Here is a 21,631-nt window from a genome sequence, read left to right as displayed (position 1 = left end):
GCCGGCTCAGTCCCAGGCGGCGCCGCCCTGGTCCTCGGCGACGACCATGACGCGCCGCAGCATGTCGTTGAGCAGCGCACGCTCCCTCTTGTCCAGGACGCCCAGCAGCCGTTCCTCCTCGTGGCCGAGGATGCCCATCGCGCCGAGCCAGGTCGCCCGGCCCTCGTCGGTCAGCTGCACGTCGACGCGCCGCCGGTCCGTGGTGGACGGGGTGCGCCGGACGAAGTCGCGGCGTTCCAGCGCGTCGAGCCGGCCGGTGACGGAGGCGGGGGCGAGGTCGAGGTCGGCGGCCAGCTCGGAGGGGGCCGCGGTGCCTCCGCGTCCGGCGAGCTTGTGCAGGGTGTCGAACTCCTGCCGGTCCAGGTGGAAGTCGACGAGGGCCTGCTCGCGCACCCGGCGCAGATGAACGGAGAGCTTCTTCATCCGGGTCACCGCGCCCTCGACATCCGCGTCGAGCTCGGGAAGCACGGGTCTCCACCGCTCCACATGCCCGTCGGTCCAGTCGCGTCGCTGCATGCGCCTCAGCCTACGCGCACCGCCCGATGGATACTTCGGAACCGAAATGAGTGGCCCGCGCACGACCCATCGGGACGCCCGCGGCCGGGTAGGGGCCGCGCCCCGGATACGCTCGGGCCGTGGTGAAGGAAGAGAAGGACGCGAAGACGGGCAAGGCCCCCAAGAGCGAGCAGACCCGTGCCCTGATCCTCGAGACCGCGCTCCGGCTCTTCCAGGAACGCGGCTTCGACCGGACGACGATGCGGGCCATCGCCCAGGAGGCCGGCGTCTCCGTGGGCAACGCCTACTACTACTTCTCGTCCAAGGAGCACCTGGTCCAGGGCTTCTACGACCGGCTCGCCGCCGAGCACGCCGCGGCGGTGCGGCCGGTCCTGGACGAGGAGAAGGACCTCGCGGCGCGGCTGCGCGGGGTGCTGATGGCCTGGCTGGACGTGGCGGAGCCGTACCGCCCCTTCGCCACCCAGTTCTTCAAGAACGCCGCCGACCCGGAGAGCCCGCTCAGCCCGTTCTCGGCGGAATCGGCCGGCGCGCGCGAGGCGGTCATCGCCCTCCACGAGCGCTGCCTGACCGGCTCCACCACCCGGACTGACCCCGACCTGGCCCCGCTGCTCCCGCAGTTGATGTGGCTCGCGCACATGGGCCTGGTGCTGTTCTGGGTGTACGACCGGACGGACGGCGCCGAGCGCAGCCGCCGCCTCGTCGCGCGCACGGTACCGATCGCGGCCCGCGCCGTCGCCCTGTCCCGGTTCCGGGTGCTGCGGCCACTGGTGCGCCAGCTGCACGAGGTGCTGGAGGAGTTCCTGCCGGAAACGACGGCGCGGGCGGCCGGACCGGTGAAGTCCTAGCCGCCCGCGCATCGTCGCGGAGATCAGATCCAGCCGAGCTCCCACAGGCGCCACACGCCCGTGCCGTCGGAGAGGTACTGCGAACCGGAGACGTCAGCCTTGGCGACGACGTAGTCCTTCTTCTGCCACAGCGGGACGAGCGGTACGTCCTCGCCGACGAGCTTCTGGAGCTCCTTGAAGTCGGCCGAGGCCCGGCTGCGGTCGCTGTACTGCAGCGTCGCGCTGATCAGCTGGTCCATCTTCTTGCTGGTGTAGCCGTTGTGGAGGCTGCTGTCGCGGCCGACGAGCGGCTGGCTGAAGGTGTCGGGGTCCGGGTAGTCCGGGAGCCAGCCGACGGTGTACATGTCGTACTCGCCGTTCGCGTAGCCCTTCTGGAACCGCGTCCACTCGACGGCCTTGATCGTCACCTTGAAGAGCCCGGTGGCGTTCAGCTGACGCTGGATCTCCTTCGTCTCCGCGATGTACTGGTCGCCCTCGCGGTAGGCGAACAGGACGGGCAGCGGCGTCTGGACGCCGGCCTCCTGCATGAGCCCCTTCGCGCGCTTGGCGTCCGGCGAGGGGTAGGCGTCGAAGAACGGGGTGCTGTGCCCGATGGTGCCCTGGGGGATCAGCGAGTAGAGCGGTTCGACGGTGCCCTTGAAGACGTCGCTCACCAGCGGACCGCGGTCGATGACCGCCGCGATGGCCTGGCGGACCCGGCGGTCGGCGAGCGGGGAGTCCTTGCGGACGTTGAAGACGAGGTTGCGGATCTCGGCGCTGTCGGCCTCGGTGACGCGCTTGTCGGAGTCGCCCGGGTTCAGGTCCGCGAGGGTGGACGGCGGCAGCTGACGGTGCGTGACGTCGACCTGGCCGGACTTCCAGGCGGCGAGGAGGTCCTCGGACTGCTTGTAGTAGCGCACGGTGACCGGGCCGCCGGTCTTGGTGAGCGCTCCGTTGTACCGCGAGTTCGGCACGAGTTCGGCCTTGACGCCGGGCTCGTAGGACTTCAGGACGTACGGCCCCGAGCCGGTCACCTTGTCGTCGGCGCGCAGCTTGTGCTCCGAGTAGGCGTCCTTCTCCACGATCGCGCCGGCGCCCGTGGCGATCTTCTGCGGGAAGGTCGCGTCACGCGAGGAGAGGTTGAAGGTGATGACCCGCCCCTCGGTGACCACGTTCTTCAGGCTGGGGAAGAGGACCGACGGACCGACGTCCGTCTTGATCTCCAGCATCCGGTCGAAAGAGTACTTGACGTCCTCGGCGGTCATCTTCTTGCCGTCGGAGAACGTCAGGTCGTCACGGAGCTTGCACTGGTACGTCTGCAGCTTCCCGCCGAGGAAGCCGCAGTTCTCCGCGGCGTCCGGCTCGGGCACGATCGCGCCCGACTTGAACGTCATCAGCGACTGGTAGACGTTGCTGTACATCGCCCAGGAACCGGCGTCATAGGCGCCCGCCGGGTCGAGCGAGGTCACCGCGTCGGTCGTACCGACGACGACCGGATCGGAGTTCCCCTCGTCCGAAGGAATCAGTTGCCAGGCGACCACGCCTGCGATGACCAATACCGCGAAAATCGCGAGAATCCGTAGCCGGATCGACCGCATTGACGTGCTCTCCCTTAACTGCCCCACCTCGGTGTCGCGCTCAGATACGCAGATCACCGCACGTTCACGCTCAGCCAATCACACGATTTTCACATCTGGAAGGGGAGATCAGAGGCTCACAGTCAATTGTTTGTCACTCGAAACCTTCGGCCGTTACGACGAATACAGAGGGTTCACCGACGGTCACCCGATCGGTCATTACGCTCGCTTGGAGGCGAGTTCGACGACGGTGATGTCGGAGGGGGCGCCGACCCGTACGGGCGGGCCCCAGGCACCGGCGCCCCGGGTGACGTACAGCTGGGTGTCGCCGTAGCGCTCGAGCCCGGCGACCGTGGGGTTGGACAGCTCCGCGATGTGGTTGCCGGGCCAGAGCTGGCCGCCGTGGGTGTGCCCGGAGAGCTGGAGGTCCACGCCGTATTCGACGGCCTCGTCGACGACCACGGGCTGGTGGGCCATGAGCACGACCGCGCGGCCGGGATCGCGGTCCCCGAGGGCCCGGGCGAAATCGGGGCCGTGTCCTTCGCTCTCGCCGGCGATGTCATTGACGCCCGCCAGATCGAAACCGCCCGTCTCCACCCGGGCGTTCGCCAGCGGGTGCAGCCCCAATTCCCTTACATGATCCACCCATTGGGCCGCGCCGGAGTAGTACTCGTGATTGCCGGTGACAAAGAACGCCCCGTGCCGGGCGCGGAGAGCGGCGAGCGGTTCGGCGGCCGGGCCGAGATCGGCGACCGATCCGTCGACCAGGTCACCGACGACCGCGATGAGATCGGGCTGCGTCCCGTTGACCGCGTCCACGACCCGCTGTGTGTGGGACCGCCCGAGGACCGGGCCCAGGTGGATGTCGCTGACGACGGCGATCCGGAAGCCGTGTGCGGACCGGGGCAGCCGGGCGAGCGGCACCGTGACCCGCTTCACCCGGGGCCCGCGCAGCACGCCGTACGTCCCGTAGCCGGTGACCCCGAGCCCTGCCACCGCGGCGGCGCCCCCGACGGCCCGCGCCACGAAGAGCCGCCGCGAGGGGGCGCCGGGCGCGGGTTCCGGCGCGGGCTCGGGCGCCGGTTCCGGTACGGGCGCGGCCTCCGGCGCGGAGGCGGGTACGGACACCGGCGCGGGTTCCGGATGGGGCTCCGGCGCGACGGCGTCTCGACGCGCGAGCCACCACCTGAGCAGGGGCCGTACGGCCTCGCCCACCAGCAGCGCGAGCGTCAGGTAGAGCAGCGCGGCCAGCCAGAGGAACCCCGGCCAGGCCAGCACCTGCTGGAGCAGGAAGGGCGCACCCGCGCGGCCGGAGACCAGGGCGCCGACGCTGAGCAGCGGCAGCGCGTACGCGGCGACCGTACCGGCCCGGCGCCACGGGCTGCCGGGTGTCGTCGTGTCACCGACGAACCGGCGCCACACATAGCGGTGGACTCCCACGAGCAGTGCGAGCACCGCGACCGCCGCCAGAGCGAATCCCACGACCCGCATGCCGCTTCTCCCGCCCCGTTCGTCCCGGTACTGCCCGATTCAGTCCCCGGCGGGACCGGTGGTTTCAAGCCTTCTCGGTGCGCAGGGCCCTGACGCCCCGGAACCCGATCCACCCCACGGCCGTCCCCAGGAGAAAGGACGTGATGGCGAGCAGCAGATGCACCCAGAAGTACGCGGTCGGGTCACCGGCGTCGTCGAAGGCGAGGCCGCTGCCGTCCTTCCACAGGTTTTTAGCGAAGGTGACCCAGATGACCCACGACCACACCCCGAAGGCGAGCAGGAACCAGGAGACCGGGCGGCTGAGCTTCATGGATTCAGTATCGCCGCCGCGCTCCGGGGGGTTCGGGCGGGGTGGTCCGTCCCGGCGGTCCACCCGGCGGGTCACACGGCCGGTACATATATTCACATCAACTGCATGTACGTTTTCGACCGTGCCAGCTCTCAAGAAGGCCGCGTTGGCGGTCACCTCTGCCGCTCTGCTGTCCGCTTTCGCCGTCACGCCCGCCTCCGCGGCCGGCGGGGACGACGACGCGCCCAAGCCTCCGGCGGATATGTCGCAGGTCGGTGGCGCCCAGCTGGGGCGGTCCGGCACCCAGGTCAACCTCCTGGCCGGCGCCCCGGTCCTGCCCAAGAAGCTGACGGGCCGGTCGTGGATGGTCTCGGACGCGGAGACCGGCAAGGTGCTCGCCGCGCACAACGCGCACTGGCGGCTGCCCCCGGCGTCCACGCTGAAGATGCTCTTCGCGGACACGCTGCTGGAGGACCCGGCGCTCCTGCCGAAGACGCGGGAGTACACGGTGAAGGACGAGGACCTCGCCGATCTCGGGGAGGGCAGCAGCCTGGTGGGGATCAAGGAGGACCTCAGCTACACGGTGCACGACCTGTGGCTCGGGGTCTTCCTGCGTTCGGGGAACGACGCGGTGCACGTACTGGCCTCGATGTACGGCGGTGTCCCGAAGACCGTCCAGGCCATGCAGGACCGCGCGGTGGAGCTCCAGGCGCTCGACACGCACGTGGTCTCGCCCGACGGGTACGACGCGCCCAAGCAGGTCTCCAGCGCGTACGACCTCTCGCTCTTCGCCCGTGACGGACTGCAGAACGCGGACTTCCGGGAGTACTGCTCGACCGCCGACGCGCAGTTCCCCGGTGAGAAGAAGAAGGGCAAGAAGCGCGAGACCTTCGGCATCCAGAACACCAACCGGCTGCTCACCGGGGCCGACGGCGTCGAGGCGTACAAGGGCATCGCGGGCGTCAAGAACGGCTACACGACGCACGCCGGCAACACCTTCACCGGCGTCGCCGAGCGCAACGGCAAGGTCCTCATGGTCACCGTCATGCACCCGTCGTCCGACGAGACCCACGCGGTCTACAAGGAGGCGGCCCGGCTGCTGGACTGGGGGTTCGCGGCGAACGGCAAGGTGACCGCGGTGGGTGAGCTGGTCCCGCCGAAGTCCGCGGTCGTCGGTGAGGGCTCGGACACCGAGGGCGCGGGCAAGGGCGCCGAGGCGGACACGCCGGCCGGGAGCAAGGGCGAGCACGCGGCCGGTGCGGCGCAGGCGGCGGCCGCCACCGACGGCTCCAGCGGGGCCGGGATCGCGCTGGGCGTCGTCGGCGGCGTGCTGGTCCTGCTGGCCGGCGGGGTGTTCCTGGTCAACCGGCGCTGGCCGCTGCCGGACCTGATGCGTCGCCGTTCCCGCCTGTGACGCGCCGGGCGGCGGGCGCGGGGTCCTCCTCCGCGTCCACCGCCGGGTCGTCCTCCTTGCTCGGCGTCGCCGTCCAGGCGGCGCAGAACAGCAGCAGCTTGGCCGTGAAGTTGATCCACAGCAGCAGGGCGATCGGCACCCCGAAGGCGCCGTACATGCTCTTGGACGCGACGCCCCGCATATAGCTGCCGAGCAGCAGCTTGAGCAGCTCGAACCCGACCGCGCCGAGCAGCGCGGCCACCACCAGCCGGCGGCGCGGCGGTTCGACGCCGGGCAGCAGGGTCAGCAGATAGAGCAGCAGCAGGAAGTCGGCGGCCACCCCGACCAGCAGCGCGGCGATCCGCAGCAGCACCCCGCCCGCCCCGTTCTCGGGGATGTTGAGCAGGTCCGCGACCCAGCCGACGGCCACCGAGCCGACCGAGGAGATCGCGAGGGTCACCAGGGCCGCGCCGCCCAGGCCGAACAGCACCCCGGCGTCCTTGATCTTGCGGACGACCGGATTGCCCTCGTCGAGGTCGTCCATCTCCCAGACCGCGCGCAGGCAGTCCCGCATCGAGCCGATCCAGCCGATGCCCGTGAAGAGCAGCAGCGCACCGGCCACCAGACCGACCGTCCCCGCGTGGGCGACGAGGTTGTCGATGCCGAGCTGGTCGGAGATCCCGGGCACCTGCTCGGCGATCTTGCCCTCGATCTTGTTCAGCTGCTTGTCGGTGAGGAGCGCGGCGCCGATCGCCGCGCCGACCGCGATCAGCGGGAAGAGGGCCAGGAAGCTGATGAACGTGATCGCAGCGGCGAGCCGGGCCCAGTGGACCCGCACCAGCGTCTCGTAACTGCGCCACGCGTGCGTCTCCATCAGCCGGGAGACGAGCGGCCCGATGACGGGGAGTTTTTTCAGCCAGTCCATGTGTCACGACTACCCCTCGGGGCCGGTAAAACCGAAACCCGCTGCGGGGTGGAGGAGATGACGACCCCTCAATCACCCATTTCGGTGAGTGTTGTAACAAATCCCTCAAAGGTGTTATCTCTGACGATACGGTCACCTCCATGTCTGTCGACACCGTGTCCCTGACCGGCTGGGGCCGCACCGCCCCGACGACCGCGCTGCGTTTCCGCCCCCGTAGTCACGAGGAGGCCGCGGCGACCGTACTGGGCTGCGGGCCGCGCGGTTCGATCGCCCGGGGCCTGGGCCGGGCACACGGCGACGCGGCGCAGAACGCCGGGGGTTCGGTCCTGGACATGACGGCCCTGGACCGCGTCCGGGCGATCGACGCGGCGGCCGGTCTGGTGGTGTGCGACGCGGGCACGACCCTGCACCGGCTGCGCGAAGTCATGCTGCCGCTCGGCTGGTTCCTGCCGGTGGTGCCCGGTGGGCGTTACGTCACGGTCGGCGGCGCCATCGGCTCCGACGCCCACGGCGACAACCACCACGCGGCCGGCTCCTTCGCCCGCCACGTCACGGAGTTCACGCTGCTCACCGCCGACGGCGAGGTGCGTACGGTCCGGCCGGGCACCCCGCTCTTCGAGGCGACCGCCGGCGGCCTGGGCCTGACCGGGGTGATCCTCTCGGCGACGCTCCGGTTCCGCCCGGTCACCACCTCCCTGATGTCGGTCGACACCGAGCGCGCCCCGGGGCTCGACGACCTGCTCTCCCGGATGACGCGCGGCGGCCACCGCCCCTACGAGTACGCCCGGATCGACCTGACCGCCCGGGGCCGGGCCACCGGGCGCGGCGTCCTGGTCCGGGCGGACCACGTCCCGGCGCACGCGCTCCCCGCGCCCGCCCGGCGCGCCGCGCTCGCGCTCCGTCCGGCGCGCCGCCCCACCGGCCTTCCGTTCCTGCCGGGCCTGTTCGGGCGGCTGTCCGCGACCGCGCTCAACGAGATCGGCTACCGCTCGGCGCCCCGGTCCCGCACCGGCGAACTCCGGTCGCTCGCCTCCTTCTTCCACGCCCTGGACGCCACGCCCCACAGCAACCGCGTCTCCCCCACCGGCGGCCGCGTCCACTACGCGTTCCTGGTCGGGCACGGGCAGGAGGAGACGCTGCGCCGGGTCGTCGGCCGGATCGCCCGCAGCCGGTGCCCCTCGTTCCGGGCGGTGCTCAGGCGGTGCGGCGAGGGCGGCCCCGGCTGGCTGTCCTTCCCCGCGCCCGGCTGGAACCTCGCCCTCGACCTGCCGGCCGGCCTGCCGGGGCTCTCCCGCTTCCTCGACTCCCTGGACGGCGAGGTGGCGGCGGCGGGCGGCCGGGTCTCCCTGACGGAGGACGCCCGGCTGCGCCCCGACGCGCTCGCCGCGATGTACCCGCGGCTGCCCGACTTCCGGGCGCTGCGGGCCGAGCTGGACCCGAATGGGGCGTTCCGCTCGGACCTGTCCCGCCGGCTGTCGCTGTAGATCCCCTCTTCCCCTTCCAAGGAGCGTTCCCGTGAAGGATGCCTTCGGTGCCCCGCAGTCCCTGCTCGTCCTCGGCGGCACGTCGGAGATCGGGCTCGCCACCGCTCGCCGCCTGATCGCCCACCGCACCCGCACGGTCTGGCTGGCCGGCCGCCCATCGCCCGCCCTGGAGGCGGCGGCGGAGGACCTGCGCCACCGGGGGGCGTACGTGCAGACGGTGGCCTTCGACGCGCTGGACACCGAGTCCCACGAGACCGTCCTGGGCAAGATCTTCACCGAGGGCGACATCGACATGGTGCTCCTCGCGTTCGGCATCCCGGGCGACCAGGAGCGCGACGAGGAGGAACCGCTCGCGGCGGTCCGGGTCGCGCAGACGAACTACACCGGCGCGGTCTCAGCCGGTCTGGTGTGCGCGGGCGCGCTCCAGGCGCAGGGGCACGGTTCGCTGGTGGTGCTGTCCTCGGTGGCCGGTGAGCGGGCCCGGCGCGCCGACTTCATCTACGGGTCGAGCAAGGCGGGCCTCGACGTGTTCACACAGGGCCTCGGGGACGCGTTGCACGGCACGGGGGTGCACGTGATGGTGGTGCGCCCGGGGCTCGTGGTCCCGGACGCGGCAGCGGTCCGGGGCGCCGGTGGGCCGCTGGCGACGATCCCGTTCACCCGGACGCCGCTGGTGACGACGCCGGGGGCGGTGGCGGACGCGATCGTGACCGGGCTGCGGCGGCGGTCGGAGACGGTGTGGGTGCCGGGGGCGCTGCGCGCGGTGATGTCGGCGCTGCGGCACGTGCCGAGGCCGCTGTTCCGGCGCCTGCCGGTCTAGGACCCCGCTAGGGGCGCAGGGACGGGGCGTCCAGGGAGCTGCCGCTCTGCGCGGGGACGGCGGGGCCGGTGCCGCCCGCTCCGAACGGGAACTCGTTGATCTTGCGCCAGACGCGGTCCAGGAGCCCCTGTTCGTACAGGGCGAAGGAGCCGCAGATCCAGGACGCCTCGTAGTCGGCGAGCTCCGCGTACGCCCGGTCCATCGCCGCCTCGGAGATGTCGTGGGCGACGGTCACGTGCGGGTGGTACGGGAACTGCAGCTCGCGCCTGAGGGGCCCGGAGGCGTCCCGTACCCGCTTCTGGAGCCAGGAGCAGGCCGAGGCGCCCTCGACGACCTGGACGAAGACGACCGGCGAGAGCGGGCGGAAGGTGCCGGTGCCGGACAGCCGCATCGGGAAGGGGCGGCCGCCGTTCGCGATCGAGGTGAGGTGCGCCTCGATCGCGGGCAGGTCGGCCGCTTCCGCCTCGGTCGGCGGCAGGAGGGTGACGTGGGTGGGAATGCCGTGTGCGGCAGGGTCCCCGAAGCTCGCGCGCCGCTCCTGGAGCAGGCTGCCGTAGGGCTCCGGGACCGCGATCGAAACGCCGAGCGTTACGGTCCCCACGTCGTTCTCCTCAATCCTCGGTGGTCTGTTTTCAGCCACGGACGGCCGCAAGCATCACGCCGCAAGTGTGCCGCCTACAGGTGCCCCGCCGCCAGGGTCCTTGGACTCAGTGCTTCGCCGGCAGAAGACCCATCCGGTCGTAGGTGAGCGCCAGGGTCTCCGCCGCCACGGCCCGCGCCTTCTCGGCACCCTCGGCCAGGATGGAGTCCAGCGTCTCGGTGTCGTCCAGGTATTCCTGGGCGCGGGTGCGGAAGGGTGTGACGAAGTCGACCATGACCTCGGCGAGGTCCGTCTTCAGCGCACCGTAGCCCTTGCCCTCGTACTTCTGCTCCAGCTCCGGCACCGACGCACCGGTGAGCGTCGAGTAGATGGTCAGCAGGTTGCTGACGCCCGGCTTCCCGGCGCGGTCGAAGCGGACCACCGTGTCGGTGTCGGTGACGGCGCTCTTGACCTTCTTGGCGGTGGCCTTCGGCTCGTCGAGGAGGTTGATCAGGCCCTTCGGGTTCGCCGTCGACTTGCTCATCTTCGACGACGGGTCCTGGAGGTCGAAGATCTTCGCCGTCTCCTTGAGGATGTACGGGTCCGGGATCGTGAAGGTGTCGCCGTAGGTGCCGTTGAACCGCTCCGCGAGGTCGCGGGTCAGCTCCAGGTGCTGGCGCTGGTCCTCGCCCACCGGCACCTCGTCGGCCTGGTAGAGGAGGATGTCGGCGACCATCAGCATCGGGTAGGTGAACAGGCCGACCGTGGTCCGGTCGGCGCCCTGCCGGACGGACTTGTCCTTGAACTGCGTCATCCGGGACGCCTCGCCGAACCCGGCCAGGCAGTTCATGACCCAGCCGAGCTGGGCGTGCTCGGGGACGTGGCTCTGGACGAACAGCGTGCAGCGCTCGGGGTCGACCCCGGCGGCGAGCAGCTGGGCGACTGCGAGCCGGGTGTTGGCACGCAGCTGCGCGGGGTCCTGGGGGACGGTGATCGCGTGCAGGTCGACCACCATGTAGAAGGCGTCGTGGGACTCCTGCAGGGCCACCCACTGGCGCACGGCGCCGAGGTAGTTGCCGAGGTGGAACGAGCCTGAGGTGGGCTGGATTCCGGAGAGCACACGGGGACGTTCAGAGGCCATGGAGTCATTGTCTCAGGTGCGCGGGCCTTCTCGGGCAGCCGGTGGAGGAAAGACCTGAGCAAGCCGGGCGGGCACTCGGGGACACGGCGCGGTCCGCGTTCTCAGCTCCGCTGCCCCGGCCTGTGGGCGGCAGGACGACACCTTTGAGGGCCTTGGCGACCTGTGGGGCGAAAACGGGATAGGTGACCCGGATGTACCAGTTGCCCGCAGCCACAATCGTGTGCTTGTACACCTCGCGCCTGCCGGCGATGGAGTTTCCGATGTCGTCACGGCTGAATCTGGCAGGGTCGAGTACATGGATCTGGTTTTCCACCTCCGTGCCCATGATTTCGGCGACGCAGTCGAGTCCCGAGCCGAAGTTGGCCCGTGCGCGACGGAGAAGCCTGCACTCAAGCCCACCGTCACCCATGGCCTCCATCACATCGTCCGCCGTAGCAAACACCGGCTCGGTGGGGACACTGCTGGGCATCGGAGTGCGCGGACGGGAACTGTTGGTATCCGCCGGGCCGCAGGCAGTGAGGCCGACACCAAGAACGAGGGCCGCCAGAATGAAGCTCGTCTTCTTCATCTATTCAGTTGTTCCCAGGGGGTGTTGGCGGCGGTCCGGGGCTGGGTGACGGCGCTCCTGGTTCGGGGGCACCGCTGCCGGTCCCTGTCGTGGGACCGCCTGCCGCGTAGATCGGCTCGATGGAAACATGGTGTCCGGCGGGTGTGTCCGACTCCAGTTGCCGGATCGCGTTGGCGCGCTCCTCGTCGCTCAGCGCGTCCCAGGCCATCGCGTCGTCGAGGTGGGGCTCGAGCCTGTCCCAGTTCTCCCCCCGTACCTTGATGTCGGCCCCTCGCGCTCCGGACTCGTCACCGTACTGCTCGTTCCTCTCCCGGACGTCCGGGGTGTCCGCGGCATAGAGCGTGAACAGCTGCTTGTCGGTCTCAGAACCGTATGGACGTTCCTGCAAATCCCGGAGGTAGTAGGAGCTCAGCCGGATGTCGTCATCGGGGTTCTCCTCGATGTACTTGGTGAGCTGAGAGTCGTTGAGGTCCTCAAGGTTCGTGCCGTCCGAGAGCGTAAACGATTCCCGGTTGTTGTGGATGACCGCCCTCGCGGTCTCCAGCTTCATGTGCGTAATGCCGAGCGACTTGTCCGGCTTGATGGTCTGCTGAAGGGACCAGTCGAAGAACCGGCCGAACGAACTGAGCGGCCCTCGCAGGCTGGGGTTGTGGTTCTGGTACCACTGCTGCTCCTGCCAGAGGATGGCGAGCAGCAGTTTTCTGCTCATGCCCGTCTCGCGGGCGGCTCTGTCCACCGCGGCCAGCTGGGCGGGCGACACGTTGACCGGGTGCAGCCCGTCCGTTCCACCGGCCAGACGCAGCGCGATGCTCAAGGGGCTGGCGCCGTCGAGCGCCTCCTTGACGAGCTCGGGGTCGGCGATGTCCGTGAGCCCTTCGACGGTCCGCAAGGCTCGCGCCGCATCGACATCGGCACGGCTCGCCTTCGCCAGGGCGTCGTCGATGATGCCCTGGGCGTGCAGCAGTGGTTCCAGGTGCTCCGTGCTGCCTGGCGGTACGGCCACGGTCCTGGTCAGCCGCACCCGCCCGCTGTCGTCGACCTTAAGCTCATGGGTGCGGGCGTAGTCGAGGGCGCCGGTCAGGTCCCGCTGGGCGTCGGTGATGTCGTCGGCAAGGCCGTCGTAGGCCCTTGCCATGGCGCGCAGCGCCATGGACGCCGCCTCGTAGTCGTCGGCGTGCTTCACGAAACGGCCGCGTGCCGCGCGCCCGGTGTCCCCCACCCAGCACTGCCCGAGAGTGGAAGCGACTTCGTCCCGGGCGTAGGAACTGATGCCTTCGCACTGCTTCGCGGCTGCGATTGCGTCGTCGGCGGCATCTCGCCACTTACCGGGTTGGGCGCTGCTCAGTTCGCCCACGGAAACCATCAGGCATCCTCCAGCCAGTCGGCCTGGGCCCTGAGCCGCTGGGCAAGGGATACGTCCTCGCCGATCTGGCTGTCCATCGCCGTGGTCAAGGCAGCGGCAGCGTCCTCGACAAGCTCGCCGAGTCCGTGCAGATGCCTCTGCCAGGCAGCCACGCAGTCGTTGCTCGCGGCGCCGGCGAACCAGCCGGAGTGCAGCTTCCCCACCGCTTCCGCGTCGTCGAGCTTCGACTTCTCATTGGCTTCGGAGCTCGTCGTGCGCATTCCGGATGCCTTGGTCCGTATCGGCCCGTCCGCCAGCCCTAAATCCGTTCCCGTCGTGCTCCAAGCGGTGAGGGGTCCGGGCTCGGCAGAGGCAAGCCGCACCGGAGCCACCTCCTCGCGAGGCACAGCATCCGCCTTGAGCCGCGCCCCGTCCTCCCCGAACGACATGCATCCCCCTTTGCAAACGCATCCCCATCGGCAGCGTGGTGTAACGCTACCCGCACAGTCCGTAGGCGCAAGAGGTCTTTCGGCCTCGGACTGCGGGAGGCCCGGGCATCGGCCCACGCCCCACGGCAGGGGAATACGCGGGCGCGCCGCGAACCGAAGGTTTCCTCGCGGGAGAACCGACCGACGATACAAAGTGGGCCCAACACCGGCCCACGCCGCACGACGATCGGAGATCCCGTGTCGACCACGGAAAACGCCATCGCCTCCGCCGAGGCGCACAGCGCGCACAACTACCACCCGTTGCCCGTCGTCGTCGCCACGGCGGACGGGGCCTGGATGACCGATGTCGAGGGCCGGCGTTACCTCGACATGCTCGCCGGATACTCGGCGCTCAATTTCGGCCACGGCAACCGCCGGCTGCTCGACGCCGCGCGGGCGCAGCTGGAGCGGGTCACGCTCACCTCCCGCGCCTTCCACCACGACCGGTTCGCCGAGTTCTGTACGCGCCTGGCGGAGCTGTGCGGCATGGAGATGGTGCTCCCGATGAACACCGGGGCGGAGGCCGTCGAGACCGCGGTGAAGACCGCCCGCAAGTGGGGCTACCGGGTCAAGGGCGTCCCGGACGGCATGGCGAAGGTCATCGTCGCCGCCGACAACTTCCACGGCCGGACGACGACGGTCATCAGCTTCTCCACGGACCCGGAGGCCCGCGCCGACTTCGGCCCGTACACCCCCGGCTTCGAGATCGTGCCGTACGGGGACCTCACCGCGATGCGCGAGGCCATGACGGAGAACACCGTGGCGGTGCTGATCGAGCCGATCCAGGGCGAGGCGGGCGTGCTGGTGCCGCCGCCGGGCTATCTCGCCGGGGTCCGGGAGCTGACCCGCGAGCGGAACGTGCTGTTCGTCGCCGACGAGATCCAGTCGGGGCTCGGCCGGACCGGGAAGACCTTCGCCTGTGAGCACGAGGGCGTCGTCCCCGACATGTACCTCCTGGGCAAGGCGCTCGGCGGCGGGGTGGTGCCGGTGTCGGCGGTGGTGTCGTCGGCGGCGGTGCTCGGGGTGTACCGGCCCGGGGAGCACGGCTCGACGTTCGGCGGCAACCCGCTGGCCTGCGCGGTGGCGCTGGAGGTCATCGACATGCTGGGCACCGGCGAGTACCAGCAGCGCGCCGCCGAGCTGGGCGACCACCTCCACCGGGAGCTGGGGCTGCTGGTGGGCGGGGGTGCGGTGCGGGCCGTACGGGGACGCGGGCTGTGGGCGGGCGTGGACATCGATCCGGAGCTTGGCACGGGCCGGGAGATCTCCGAGCGGCTGATGGAGCGCCGGGTCCTGGTGAAGGACACCCACGGCTCCACGATCCGGATCGCCCCGCCACTGGTGATCGGCAAGGAGGACCTGGACTGGGGGCTTGAGCAGCTGCGCGAGGTCCTGCGGGGCTGAGCAGTCCTCAGGTGAGCACCCGCAGCAGCGCCTCCAATGCCCCCGTCCAGGCGCTGTCGGTCGGGGTGCCGTAGCCGATGACCAGCGCCTCGCGCTTCAGGTCGGCGTCCGGGTGGCGGAACCAGGCCAGGCCCTCGACCACGAGGCCCTGCCAGGCCGCCGCCCGGATCACCTCGGCCTCGCTGCCCTCCGGCAGTTCCAGGACGGCGTGCAGCCCGGCGGCGATCCCGCTGACCCGGATGTGCGGGGCGCGCTCGGCCAGCGCCGCCACGAGCTGGTCGCGCCGGTTGCGGTAGCGCAGCCGCATGGACCGCACATGCCGGTCGTACGCCCCCGAGGCCATGAACTCCGCGAGCGTCAGCTGGTCCAGCGCGCTCGGCGCCCAGTCGCTGACGCCCTTCGCCTCGGCGATCTCGGCGGCCAGGGAGCTCGGCGCCACCATCCACCCGAGCCGCAGCCCCGGGGCCAGGGACTTGCTGGCCGTGCCCAGGTACACGACGCGTTCCGGGTCCAGGCCCTGGAGGGCGCCGACCGGCTGGCGGTCGTAGCGGAACTCGCCGTCGTAGTCGTCCTCCAGGATCAGCCCGCCGGTGGACCGCGCCCAGTCGACCGCCGCCGCCCGCCGGTCCGGGTGCAGCGGCACGCCCGTCGGGAACTGGTGAGCGGGTGTCAGCAGGACCGCGCCCGCGTTGCGCAGGGTGTGCAGTTCGCCGGTGCGGGTGCCGTACTCGTCGAGCGGCAGGCAGGGAATGCGCAGCCCGGCCCCGGTGAGCAGGCGGGTGTGGACGTCGAGGCCGTACGACTCGACGGCCACCTCGCGCACCCGGCGCCCGCGCAGCACCTTGCCCAGCAGCATCAGCCCGTGCACGAAGCCGGCGCAGACGATGATCCGGTCCGGATCGGCGTACACCCCGCGCGCCCGGGCCAGGTACTCGGCGAGGACGGTGCGCAGCTCGATCCGGCCGCGCGGGTCGCCGTAGCCGAACGCTTCGTACGGCGCGGCGGACAGGGCGCGGCGGGCGGCCTTCAGCCACTCGGCGCGCGGGAACGTCGCCAGGTCCGGTGTGCCCGGCTTCAGGCTGTACGCCGGTGTGCTGCGCGGCGGCCGGGTGCGGGGCGCGGCGGCCGCCGGGGGCCGGGGCTCGGCGCGCCGGGCGACCCGGGTGCCGGAGCCCTGCCGGGCGGTGAGCCAGCCCTCGGCGACCAGTTCCGCGTAGGCGTCGGCGACGGTGTTGCGGGCGATGCCGAGGTCGGCGGCGAGCGTGCGGGAGGACGGCAGGCGGGTGCCGGGGGTCAGCCGGCCGGTGCGGACGGCCTCGCGCAGGGCGTCCATGAGGCCGGCCCGCAGCCCGGTCGAACCGGTCGGGTCGATGTGGAGGTCGGCACCGAAAGTGGCCCAGGCGTCTGTCATGGAAATGGACCATAGCGCTGCGCCACTCTCCCCGTAGCGTTGGGGGCATGACGACGAACGAGAACAGCGAGAACACCTCCGGCTACTGCCCCGAGCACACCCCGCGCCTGGCCTGGTCGCAGCACGCCCCCGACGTCTACAAGGCGATGGCCCGTCTGGACGCCGCCTCCCGCAGGGGCATCGACCCGGTGATCGGCGAGCTGGTGAAGATCCGCGCCTCGCAGCTCAACCACTGCGCGTTCTGCCTGGACATGCACACCAAGGACGCGCTCGCGGCGGGCGAGTCCGTGCAGCGGATCGTCCAGCTCAGCGCCTGGGAGGAGTCGCAGCACTTCTTCACGCCGAAGGAGATCGCCGCGATCGAGCTGACCGAGGCGGTGACGGTGCTGACCGACGGCTTCGTCCCCGACGAGGTGTACGCGCGGGCCGCGAAGCACTTCGGCGAGGAGGAGCTGGCCCACCTCATCGGCGCGATCATCACGATCAACGCGTGGAACCGGTTCGCCGTGTCCACCCGCATGGTGCCGGGCCACTACACGCCCGGCGACCACGGCTGAGCGGCCCGGTGACCGCGTCGGGCCTGCGGGCCCTGCACCACGGCCGCGCCCCCGGCGACCCGCTGGTCCTCCCCGGGCCGTGGGACGCCGGGAGCGCCCGTGTCCTCGCGGACGCCGGCTTCCCCGCGCTCGCCACCCCGAGCGCGGGGGTCGCCGCGTCCCTGGGATACGAGGACGGGGCGACGCCCGCCGACGAGATGTTCGCGGCGGTGGCGCGGATCGCCCGGGCCGTGTCCGTACCGGTGTCGGCGGACATCGAGGCCGGATACGGGCTGGCGGCCGGTGAGCTGGTGGAGCGGGTCCTCGCGACGGGGGCCGTCGGCTGCAATCTGGAGGACACCCTGGACGGGGTCCTGGTGGACGCCGGGCGGCAGGCGGACCGGCTGGCCGCGGTGCGGGCGGCGGCCGGGGACGCGTTGTTCGTCAACGCCCGGATCGACACGTACGTCACGGGCGTCCCGGACTCGGTGGACCCGGCGGCGGAGACCCTGCGCCGGGCCCGGCTGTACACGGCGGCGGACGCGGACTGCCTCTATCCGATCGCCGCTCCCGTCCAGGTGTTCGGCCTGCTGGCCGGCGCCCTGCCGGGGCTGCCGCTGAACGCGCTGGCCGTTGCGGACGGACCGGGGCCGGGCCGCCTCGGTGAGCTGGGGGCCACCCGGATCACCTTCGGGCCGGGGCTCCAGCGACGGGCCATGGCGGCCCTGCGGGACATCGCGGACGGCCTTTGACCGCGTAACGAGCAACACGCGTGACCGCGAAACAAGCAACACGCCCCCGGCAGCGCTGCGGCTGCCGGGGGCGTCTGCGTACCCCTTGGGGGGTGAGGTCTCAGATGAGGCCGAGCTCGCGGACCGCGTCGCGCTCCTCGGTGAGCTCCTTGACCGAGGCGTCGATGCGCGCACGGGAGAACTCGTTGATGTCCAGGCCCTGGACGATCTTGTAGGTGCCGTTCTCGGTGGTGACCGGGAAGGACGAGATGATGCCCTCGGGCACGCCGTAGGAGCCGTCCGACGGGATGCCCATGGAGGTCCAGTCGCCCTCGGCGGTGCCGTTGACCCAGGTGTACACGTGGTCGATGGCGGCGTTGGCGGCGGAGGCGGCGGAGGACGCGCCACGGGCCTCGATGATCGCGGCGCCGCGCTTGGCGACGGTCGGGATGAAGGAGTCGGCCAGCCAGGCCTCGTCGTTGACCAGCTCGGCGGCGTTCTTGCCGGCGACCTCGGCGTGGAAGATGTCGGGGTACTGGGTGGCCGAGTGGTTGCCCCAGATCGTCAGCTTCTTGATGTCGGAGACGGCGGCACCGGTCTTGGCGGCCAGCTGCGAGATCGCGCGGTTGTGGTCCAGGCGGGTCATCGCGGTGAAGCGCTCGGCCGGGACGTCCGGGGCGGCGGCCTGCGCGATGAGCGCGTTGGTGTTGGCCGGGTTGCCGACGACGAGGACCTTGATGTCGTCCGCGGCGTTGTCGTTGATCGCCTTGCCCTGCGGCTTGAAGATGCCGCCGTTGGCGGAGAGCAGGTCGCCGCGCTCCATGCCCTTGGTGCGAGGGCGGGCGCCGACGAGGAGGGCGACGTTCGCACCGTCGAAGCCGACGTTGGCGTCGTCGGTGATCTCGATGCCGCGCAGCAGCGGGAAGGCGCAGTCGTCGAGCTCCATCGCGGTGCCCTCGGCGGCCTTCAGCCCCTGGGGGATCTCCAGGAGGCGCAGCTTGACCGGCACGTCCGGGCCGAGCAGGTGGCCGGAGGCGATGCGGAAGAGCAGCGCGTAGCCGATCTGGCCGGCTGCGCCGGTCACGGTGACATTCACGGGAGTGCGGGTCATGGCGATCTCCGTTAGACAGCTGGCGGTCCGGGCTCCTGGCCCCTGGTGCGGGACATCCCTGAATCTTGATGTGAAGAGATATCCGCCCGCCAGGCTATCCGACCCGGAACTCCACGGCCGCCCGGCCCCCGTTGCCCGGCGATCACACAGTGGCGGAATGGTCACTTCCGTGCCACAGGCGACAGCCATCCCTTGAACGGGTGAGGCCCGTCAACAAGGCTGGACGCAGGCCGGGGCAAGGCCGCTCACGTCGCCGAGTCCGGAGCTTTCCGCTCCGGGTCGCCCCCGCCCCGGTGTCCGTCCCTTCTCGGGGGAGGGGACGGGCACCGGTTCTTCCGGCGCAGGTCAGCGGACCGTGAAGTGGACCGCGTCCTCCAGGAACGGGATGTCCAGCCACGGCCTCGGCTGCGCGACCAGCGCGAGCAGCACGATGAGGGTCCCGAGCAGCCCGTACGTCACCAGGTCGGTGAACCGGGACCGTACGGCGAGCATGCCCACCGAACGGACGACGAGGCGCAGCGCCGCGCCCGCGACGAGGGCCACGCCGATCAGTATCGTGCCGACGCGGAAGGCCGCCTCGAAGGGATCGGCCGCCACGATCAGCAGCCCGACGCCGGCCGTGCAGAGCACGGCGAGCAACGGCCACTGCCGCGCGGGCGCCGGCGCGTCGCTCCCGGCCGCCCGCCCGCCGCCCTCGGGCCGCGCGGTGTCCCGGGTCAGGGAGAACCGCCGCGACCGTCGCGTTTCGGCGGCGGCCGGCTCGCCGGCCTCGTCCGCGTCGGCCGCCTTGTCCTCGTCGGCCCTGCCCGCGCCGGCCTTGCCCGCGCCGACCTCGTCCGCGTCGGCCTTGTCCGCACCGGCCGCGGTCACACCGGTCGTGGTCGCACCGGCCGCGGTCGCACCGGCCGCGGTCGCACCGGTCGCGCGCGGGGCGGCCTCGTCCGCGCCGGCCCCCGCCGCCGGGGCCTCGGCCTCGTCGGTGGGGCCGGGGCCGTCGGCCGGACTCGTCGCACCCATGGGGTTCCTCCCGGACCTGGTCAGCCGGCGGAGACGGCAGACGCGTCGCGCTCGGCGGCCTCGACCACGTTGACGAGCAGCTGGGCGCGGGTCATCGGGCCGACGCCGCCCGGGTTCGGCGAGATCCAGGCGGCGACCTCGGCCACGCCCGGGTGGACGTCGCCGACGATCTTGCCGTTCTCGTCGCGGCTGACGCCGACGTCCAGGACGGCCGCGCCCGGCTTCACGTGCTCCGGCTCGATGATGTGCGGCACGCCCGCGGCGGCGACGATGATGTCGGCCTGCTTCAGGTGGGCGGCCAGGTCACGCGTACCGGTGTGGCACTGCGTCACCGTGGCGTTCTCCGACTTGCGGGTGAGCAGCAGCGGGATGGACCGCCCGATGGTGACGCCGCGTCCGACGACCACGACGTGCGCCCCGTTGATCTCGACGCCGTGGTGGCGCAGCAGTTGGACGACGCCCTGCGGGGTGCACGGCAGCGGGCCCGTCTCGTTGAGCACGAGCCGGCCGAGGCTCATCGGGTGGAGGCCGTCGGCGTCCTTGGCGGGGTCCATGAGTTCCAGGACGCGGTTGGTGTCGATTCCCTTGGGGAGGGGGAGCTGCACGATGTAACCCGTGCAGGCGGGGTCGGCGTTGAGCTCGCGGACGACCTCCTCGATCTCCTCCTGCGTGGCGGTGTCGGGGAGTTCGCGCTGGATGGAGCCGATGCCGACCTGCGCGCAGTCGCGGTGCTTGCCGTTCACGTACCACCTGCTGCCCGGGTCGTCCCCGACCAGCAGGGTTCCCAGGCCGGGCGTGATACCCCGGGCCTTGAGGGCCGCCACGCGGACGGTCAGATCGGACTTGATCGCGGCTGCGGTGGCCTTGCCATCGAGAATCTGGGCAGTCATGGTCCCCATACTCGCGGATGACCCCGCCCTCGGACCAATTCCGCCCACGGTCCGGGCAGGCCAGGTTGCGCTTGCACAACTTCTTCGGGCGCGACTGGACAAACTTACTTTCCGCTTATAACGATGAAGGCCGCAGTGCCGCAGAAGTACCGGGGGGCGGACCACTGACGTTTTCTCTCCTCCGCGCGGCCGCACCCGTCCCCGTACGTCCGTTGGAGGAACGCCCAGATGAGCTTCGGCGACCCGAACCCGAACAACCCCTACGAGCAGCAGCCCGGCCAGCCGCCGCAGGGTCAGCCCGGATATGGCTACCCCCAGGCTCCCCAGGGTGTCCCGCCGCAGGGCCAGCCGGGCTACGGCTACCCGCAGCAGGGCGTCCCGCCGCAGGGCCAGCCCGGTTACGGCTACCCGCAGCAGCCCGGCACCCTCCAGGCGAACAACGGGTACATCAACGTGCCCGTGCTGGGCATGGTCGAGATCGCCACGATGGGGCGCCGGCTGGGCGCGCGTGCGCTGGACGCCGTCGCGTACGGCATCCTCTACGCGATCTTCTGGGCGATCGGCCTGGCGAGCCTCGTCGGCCTCTCGGAGTCCGTCGACGACTGCAGCAACATGACGTACGGCACCCAGGCCTACAACCAGTGCATGGACGACGCGGCCGAGGCAGGTGTCAGCATCATCGCGGGCTTCTTCGGCTTCATAGCCCTGATGGCGCTGATCGCGCTGCTCTACGAGTGGCTGATGGTCTCCATCTGGGGCGCCACCCTCGGCAAGATGCTCCTCAACGTCAAGGTCGTCAGGGAGAACACCGGCCAGGCCCCCGGCCTGGGCGCCGGCTTCATCCGCTGGATCATCCCGATGGTCGGCTCGCTCTTCTGCGGTCTCGGCACCCTGCTGGTCTACCTCTCCCCCTTCTTCGACAACTCGGGCAAGCTTCAGGGCTGGCACGACCGCGCCGGCGGCACGATCGTCGTCAAGACGAAGTAGTCCCTCGCGATTTAGCGACCCCGAACACACGAAGGCCGCCAACGCCCGGATCCATCCGGAGCGTTGGCGGCCTTCGCGCTTGCCCGGGTCACCCGGGCGGACACTT

General features: G+C 71.1%; 22 protein-coding genes. 8 read left to right on the top strand and 14 right to left on the bottom strand.

The features are described 5' to 3' along the window. Positions 1 to 6: 6 nt before the first annotated feature. Positions 7 to 516: a MarR family winged helix-turn-helix transcriptional regulator gene (locus OG242_RS20160; protein ID WP_405899484.1), complete on the bottom strand. Its 510-nt coding sequence runs from the start codon at positions 514 to 516 to the stop codon at positions 7 to 9. 119 nt (positions 517 to 635) lie between these two features. Here OG242_RS20160 and OG242_RS20155 point away from each other — a divergent pair, with 119 nt between their 5' ends. Further along, positions 636 to 1,361, top strand: coding sequence for a TetR family transcriptional regulator (locus tag OG242_RS20155; protein ID WP_405899483.1), 726 nt, complete (start codon positions 636 to 638; stop codon positions 1,359 to 1,361). A 23-nt stretch (positions 1,362 to 1,384) separates the two neighbouring features. Here OG242_RS20155 and OG242_RS20150 read toward each other — a convergent pair whose 3' ends face one another. The 3 genes from OG242_RS20150 to OG242_RS20140 form a co-directional block, all read right to left on the bottom strand. Continuing rightward, complete coding sequence (locus OG242_RS20150; protein WP_405899482.1) at positions 1,385 to 2,938, bottom strand: ABC transporter substrate-binding protein; 1,554 nt, start codon at positions 2,936 to 2,938, stop codon at positions 1,385 to 1,387. A gap of 198 nt (positions 2,939 to 3,136) precedes the next feature. Next, positions 3,137 to 4,408 carry a metallophosphoesterase gene (locus OG242_RS20145; protein WP_405899481.1) on the bottom strand — a complete coding sequence of 424 codons (1,272 nt, stop codon included), beginning with the start codon at positions 4,406 to 4,408 and terminating at the stop codon, positions 3,137 to 3,139. Positions 4,409 to 4,472: 64 nt separating this feature from the next. Further along, positions 4,473 to 4,718, bottom strand: coding sequence for an SCO4848 family membrane protein (locus OG242_RS20140; RefSeq protein WP_202542706.1), 246 nt, complete (start codon positions 4,716 to 4,718; stop codon positions 4,473 to 4,475). A 121-nt stretch (positions 4,719 to 4,839) separates the two neighbouring features. On the opposite strand from OG242_RS20140, the gene OG242_RS20135 reads away from it, so the two are divergent. Further along, complete coding sequence (locus OG242_RS20135) at positions 4,840 to 6,111, top strand: D-alanyl-D-alanine carboxypeptidase family protein (protein ID WP_405899480.1); 1,272 nt, start codon at positions 4,840 to 4,842, stop codon at positions 6,109 to 6,111. Here the strand turns inward: OG242_RS20135 and OG242_RS20130 are convergent. Continuing rightward, the gene (locus tag OG242_RS20130) at positions 6,059 to 7,015 is read right to left on the bottom strand and encodes a YihY/virulence factor BrkB family protein (RefSeq protein ID WP_405899479.1); all 957 of its coding nucleotides are present in this window, start codon (positions 7,013 to 7,015) and stop codon (positions 6,059 to 6,061) included. The two genes, OG242_RS20135 and OG242_RS20130, sit on opposite strands and share 53 nt — an antisense overlap. 140 nt (positions 7,016 to 7,155) lie before the next feature. On the opposite strand from OG242_RS20130, the gene OG242_RS20125 reads away from it, so the two are divergent. Both OG242_RS20125 and OG242_RS20120 read left to right on the top strand, forming a co-directional pair. Then, complete coding sequence (locus OG242_RS20125; protein WP_405899478.1) at positions 7,156 to 8,499, top strand: FAD-binding protein; 1,344 nt, start codon at positions 7,156 to 7,158, stop codon at positions 8,497 to 8,499. A 31-nt stretch (positions 8,500 to 8,530) separates the two neighbouring features. After that, a complete protein-coding gene (locus OG242_RS20120) occupies positions 8,531 to 9,319 on the top strand; it encodes a decaprenylphospho-beta-D-erythro-pentofuranosid-2-ulose 2-reductase (protein WP_405899477.1) in 789 nt (262 codons plus the stop codon). Between the two features lie 7 nt (positions 9,320 to 9,326). Here the strand turns inward: OG242_RS20120 and OG242_RS20115 are convergent, their stop codons facing one another. From OG242_RS20115 to OG242_RS20095, 5 genes are all read right to left on the bottom strand, one after another. Continuing rightward, positions 9,327 to 9,920: a 2'-5' RNA ligase family protein gene (locus OG242_RS20115; RefSeq protein ID WP_405899476.1), complete on the bottom strand. Its 594-nt coding sequence runs from the start codon at positions 9,918 to 9,920 to the stop codon at positions 9,327 to 9,329. Between the two features lie 106 nt (positions 9,921 to 10,026). Further along, on the bottom strand, positions 10,027 to 11,040 hold the full coding sequence (trpS, locus tag OG242_RS20110; protein WP_405899475.1) for a tryptophan--tRNA ligase: 1,014 nt from the start codon (positions 11,038 to 11,040) through the stop codon (positions 10,027 to 10,029). Between the two features lie 4 nt (positions 11,041 to 11,044). Then, on the bottom strand, positions 11,045 to 11,608 hold the full coding sequence (locus tag OG242_RS20105) for a hypothetical protein (protein ID WP_405899474.1): 564 nt from the start codon (positions 11,606 to 11,608) through the stop codon (positions 11,045 to 11,047). A gap of 4 nt (positions 11,609 to 11,612) precedes the next feature. Next, positions 11,613 to 12,971, bottom strand: coding sequence for a hypothetical protein (locus OG242_RS20100; protein WP_405899473.1), 1,359 nt, complete (start codon positions 12,969 to 12,971; stop codon positions 11,613 to 11,615). Next, positions 12,971 to 13,399, bottom strand: a complete 429-nt coding sequence (locus tag OG242_RS20095) for a hypothetical protein (RefSeq protein ID WP_405899472.1) — start codon at positions 13,397 to 13,399, stop codon at positions 12,971 to 12,973. Before OG242_RS20095 ends, OG242_RS20100 begins: the two co-directional genes overlap by 1 nt. A 237-nt stretch (positions 13,400 to 13,636) precedes the next feature. Here OG242_RS20095 and rocD point away from each other — a divergent pair, with 237 nt between their 5' ends. Further along, a complete protein-coding gene (gene rocD, locus OG242_RS20090; protein ID WP_405899471.1) occupies positions 13,637 to 14,842 on the top strand; it encodes an ornithine--oxo-acid transaminase in 1,206 nt (401 codons plus the stop codon). A gap of 7 nt (positions 14,843 to 14,849) precedes the next feature. On the opposite strand, the gene OG242_RS20085 is transcribed toward rocD, so the two are convergent. Further along, positions 14,850 to 16,253, bottom strand: coding sequence for a PLP-dependent aminotransferase family protein (locus OG242_RS20085; protein ID WP_405899470.1), 1,404 nt, complete (start codon positions 16,251 to 16,253; stop codon positions 14,850 to 14,852). A gap of 47 nt (positions 16,254 to 16,300) precedes the next feature. Between OG242_RS20085 and OG242_RS20080 the strand changes: the two genes are divergently transcribed. Together OG242_RS20080 and OG242_RS20075 are read left to right on the top strand one after the other, a co-directional pair. Beyond that, on the top strand, positions 16,301 to 16,810 hold the full coding sequence (locus OG242_RS20080; RefSeq protein WP_405899469.1) for a carboxymuconolactone decarboxylase family protein: 510 nt from the start codon (positions 16,301 to 16,303) through the stop codon (positions 16,808 to 16,810). Positions 16,811 to 16,818: 8 nt separating this feature from the next. Continuing rightward, the gene (locus tag OG242_RS20075; RefSeq protein WP_405899468.1) at positions 16,819 to 17,541 is read left to right on the top strand and encodes an isocitrate lyase/phosphoenolpyruvate mutase family protein; all 723 of its coding nucleotides are present in this window, start codon (positions 16,819 to 16,821) and stop codon (positions 17,539 to 17,541) included. A gap of 100 nt (positions 17,542 to 17,641) precedes the next feature. On the opposite strand, the gene OG242_RS20070 is transcribed toward OG242_RS20075, so the two are convergent. The 3 genes from OG242_RS20070 to OG242_RS20060 form a co-directional block, all read right to left on the bottom strand. Then, positions 17,642 to 18,631, bottom strand: coding sequence for a malate dehydrogenase (locus OG242_RS20070; protein WP_405899467.1), 990 nt, complete (start codon positions 18,629 to 18,631; stop codon positions 17,642 to 17,644). A 345-nt stretch (positions 18,632 to 18,976) separates the two neighbouring features. Continuing rightward, the gene (locus OG242_RS20065) at positions 18,977 to 19,648 is read right to left on the bottom strand and encodes a DUF3017 domain-containing protein (RefSeq protein ID WP_405899466.1); all 672 of its coding nucleotides are present in this window, start codon (positions 19,646 to 19,648) and stop codon (positions 18,977 to 18,979) included. Positions 19,649 to 19,668: 20 nt separating this feature from the next. Next, the gene (locus tag OG242_RS20060; protein WP_405899465.1) at positions 19,669 to 20,538 is read right to left on the bottom strand and encodes a bifunctional methylenetetrahydrofolate dehydrogenase/methenyltetrahydrofolate cyclohydrolase; all 870 of its coding nucleotides are present in this window, start codon (positions 20,536 to 20,538) and stop codon (positions 19,669 to 19,671) included. Between the two features lie 228 nt (positions 20,539 to 20,766). Between OG242_RS20060 and OG242_RS20055 the strand changes: the two genes are divergently transcribed. Further along, on the top strand, positions 20,767 to 21,525 hold the full coding sequence (locus OG242_RS20055) for an RDD family protein (protein WP_405899464.1): 759 nt from the start codon (positions 20,767 to 20,769) through the stop codon (positions 21,523 to 21,525). The last annotated feature ends 106 nt before the right edge of the window (positions 21,526 to 21,631 follow it).

Source organism: Streptomyces sp. NBC_00727 (genome assembly GCF_045161745.1).
In the GTDB taxonomy this organism is placed as follows: Bacteria; Actinomycetota; Actinomycetes; order Streptomycetales; family Streptomycetaceae; genus Streptomyces.
Note: the sequence above shows the minus strand (reverse complement) of the source record. Positions and strands in the feature narration are given on the sequence as shown.

Bases quoted from the DNA above. Each gene is read 5' to 3' on its own strand.
- OG242_RS20130 (WP_405899479.1), bottom strand. From the start codon at position 7,015: ATGGACTGGCTGAAAAAACTCCCCGTCATCGGGCCGCTCGTCTCCCGG.
- OG242_RS20060 (WP_405899465.1), bottom strand. From the start codon at position 20,538: ATGACTGCCCAGATTCTCGATGGCAAGGCCACCGCAGCCGCGATCAAG.
- trpS (WP_405899475.1), bottom strand. From the start codon at position 11,040: ATGGCCTCTGAACGTCCCCGTGTGCTCTCCGGAATCCAGCCCACCTCA.
- OG242_RS20150 (WP_405899482.1), bottom strand. From the start codon at position 2,938: ATGCGGTCGATCCGGCTACGGATTCTCGCGATTTTCGCGGTATTGGTC.
- OG242_RS20070 (WP_405899467.1), bottom strand. From the start codon at position 18,631: ATGACCCGCACTCCCGTGAATGTCACCGTGACCGGCGCAGCCGGCCAG.
- OG242_RS20100 (WP_405899473.1), bottom strand. From the start codon at position 12,971: ATGGTTTCCGTGGGCGAACTGAGCAGCGCCCAACCCGGTAAGTGGCGA.
- OG242_RS20085 (WP_405899470.1), bottom strand. From the start codon at position 16,253: ATGACAGACGCCTGGGCCACTTTCGGTGCCGACCTCCACATCGACCCG.
- OG242_RS20055 (WP_405899464.1), top strand. From the start codon at position 20,767: ATGAGCTTCGGCGACCCGAACCCGAACAACCCCTACGAGCAGCAGCCC.
- OG242_RS20080 (WP_405899469.1), top strand. From the start codon at position 16,301: ATGACGACGAACGAGAACAGCGAGAACACCTCCGGCTACTGCCCCGAG.
- OG242_RS20095 (WP_405899472.1), bottom strand. From the start codon at position 13,399: ATGTCGTTCGGGGAGGACGGGGCGCGGCTCAAGGCGGATGCTGTGCCT.
- OG242_RS20105 (WP_405899474.1), bottom strand. From the start codon at position 11,608: ATGAAGAAGACGAGCTTCATTCTGGCGGCCCTCGTTCTTGGTGTCGGC.
- OG242_RS20125 (WP_405899478.1), top strand. From the start codon at position 7,156: ATGTCTGTCGACACCGTGTCCCTGACCGGCTGGGGCCGCACCGCCCCG.
- OG242_RS20145 (WP_405899481.1), bottom strand. From the start codon at position 4,408: ATGCGGGTCGTGGGATTCGCTCTGGCGGCGGTCGCGGTGCTCGCACTG.
- OG242_RS20140 (WP_202542706.1), bottom strand. From the start codon at position 4,718: ATGAAGCTCAGCCGCCCGGTCTCCTGGTTCCTGCTCGCCTTCGGGGTG.
- OG242_RS20160 (WP_405899484.1), bottom strand. From the start codon at position 516: ATGCAGCGACGCGACTGGACCGACGGGCATGTGGAGCGGTGGAGACCC.
- OG242_RS20065 (WP_405899466.1), bottom strand. From the start codon at position 19,648: ATGGGTGCGACGAGTCCGGCCGACGGCCCCGGCCCCACCGACGAGGCC.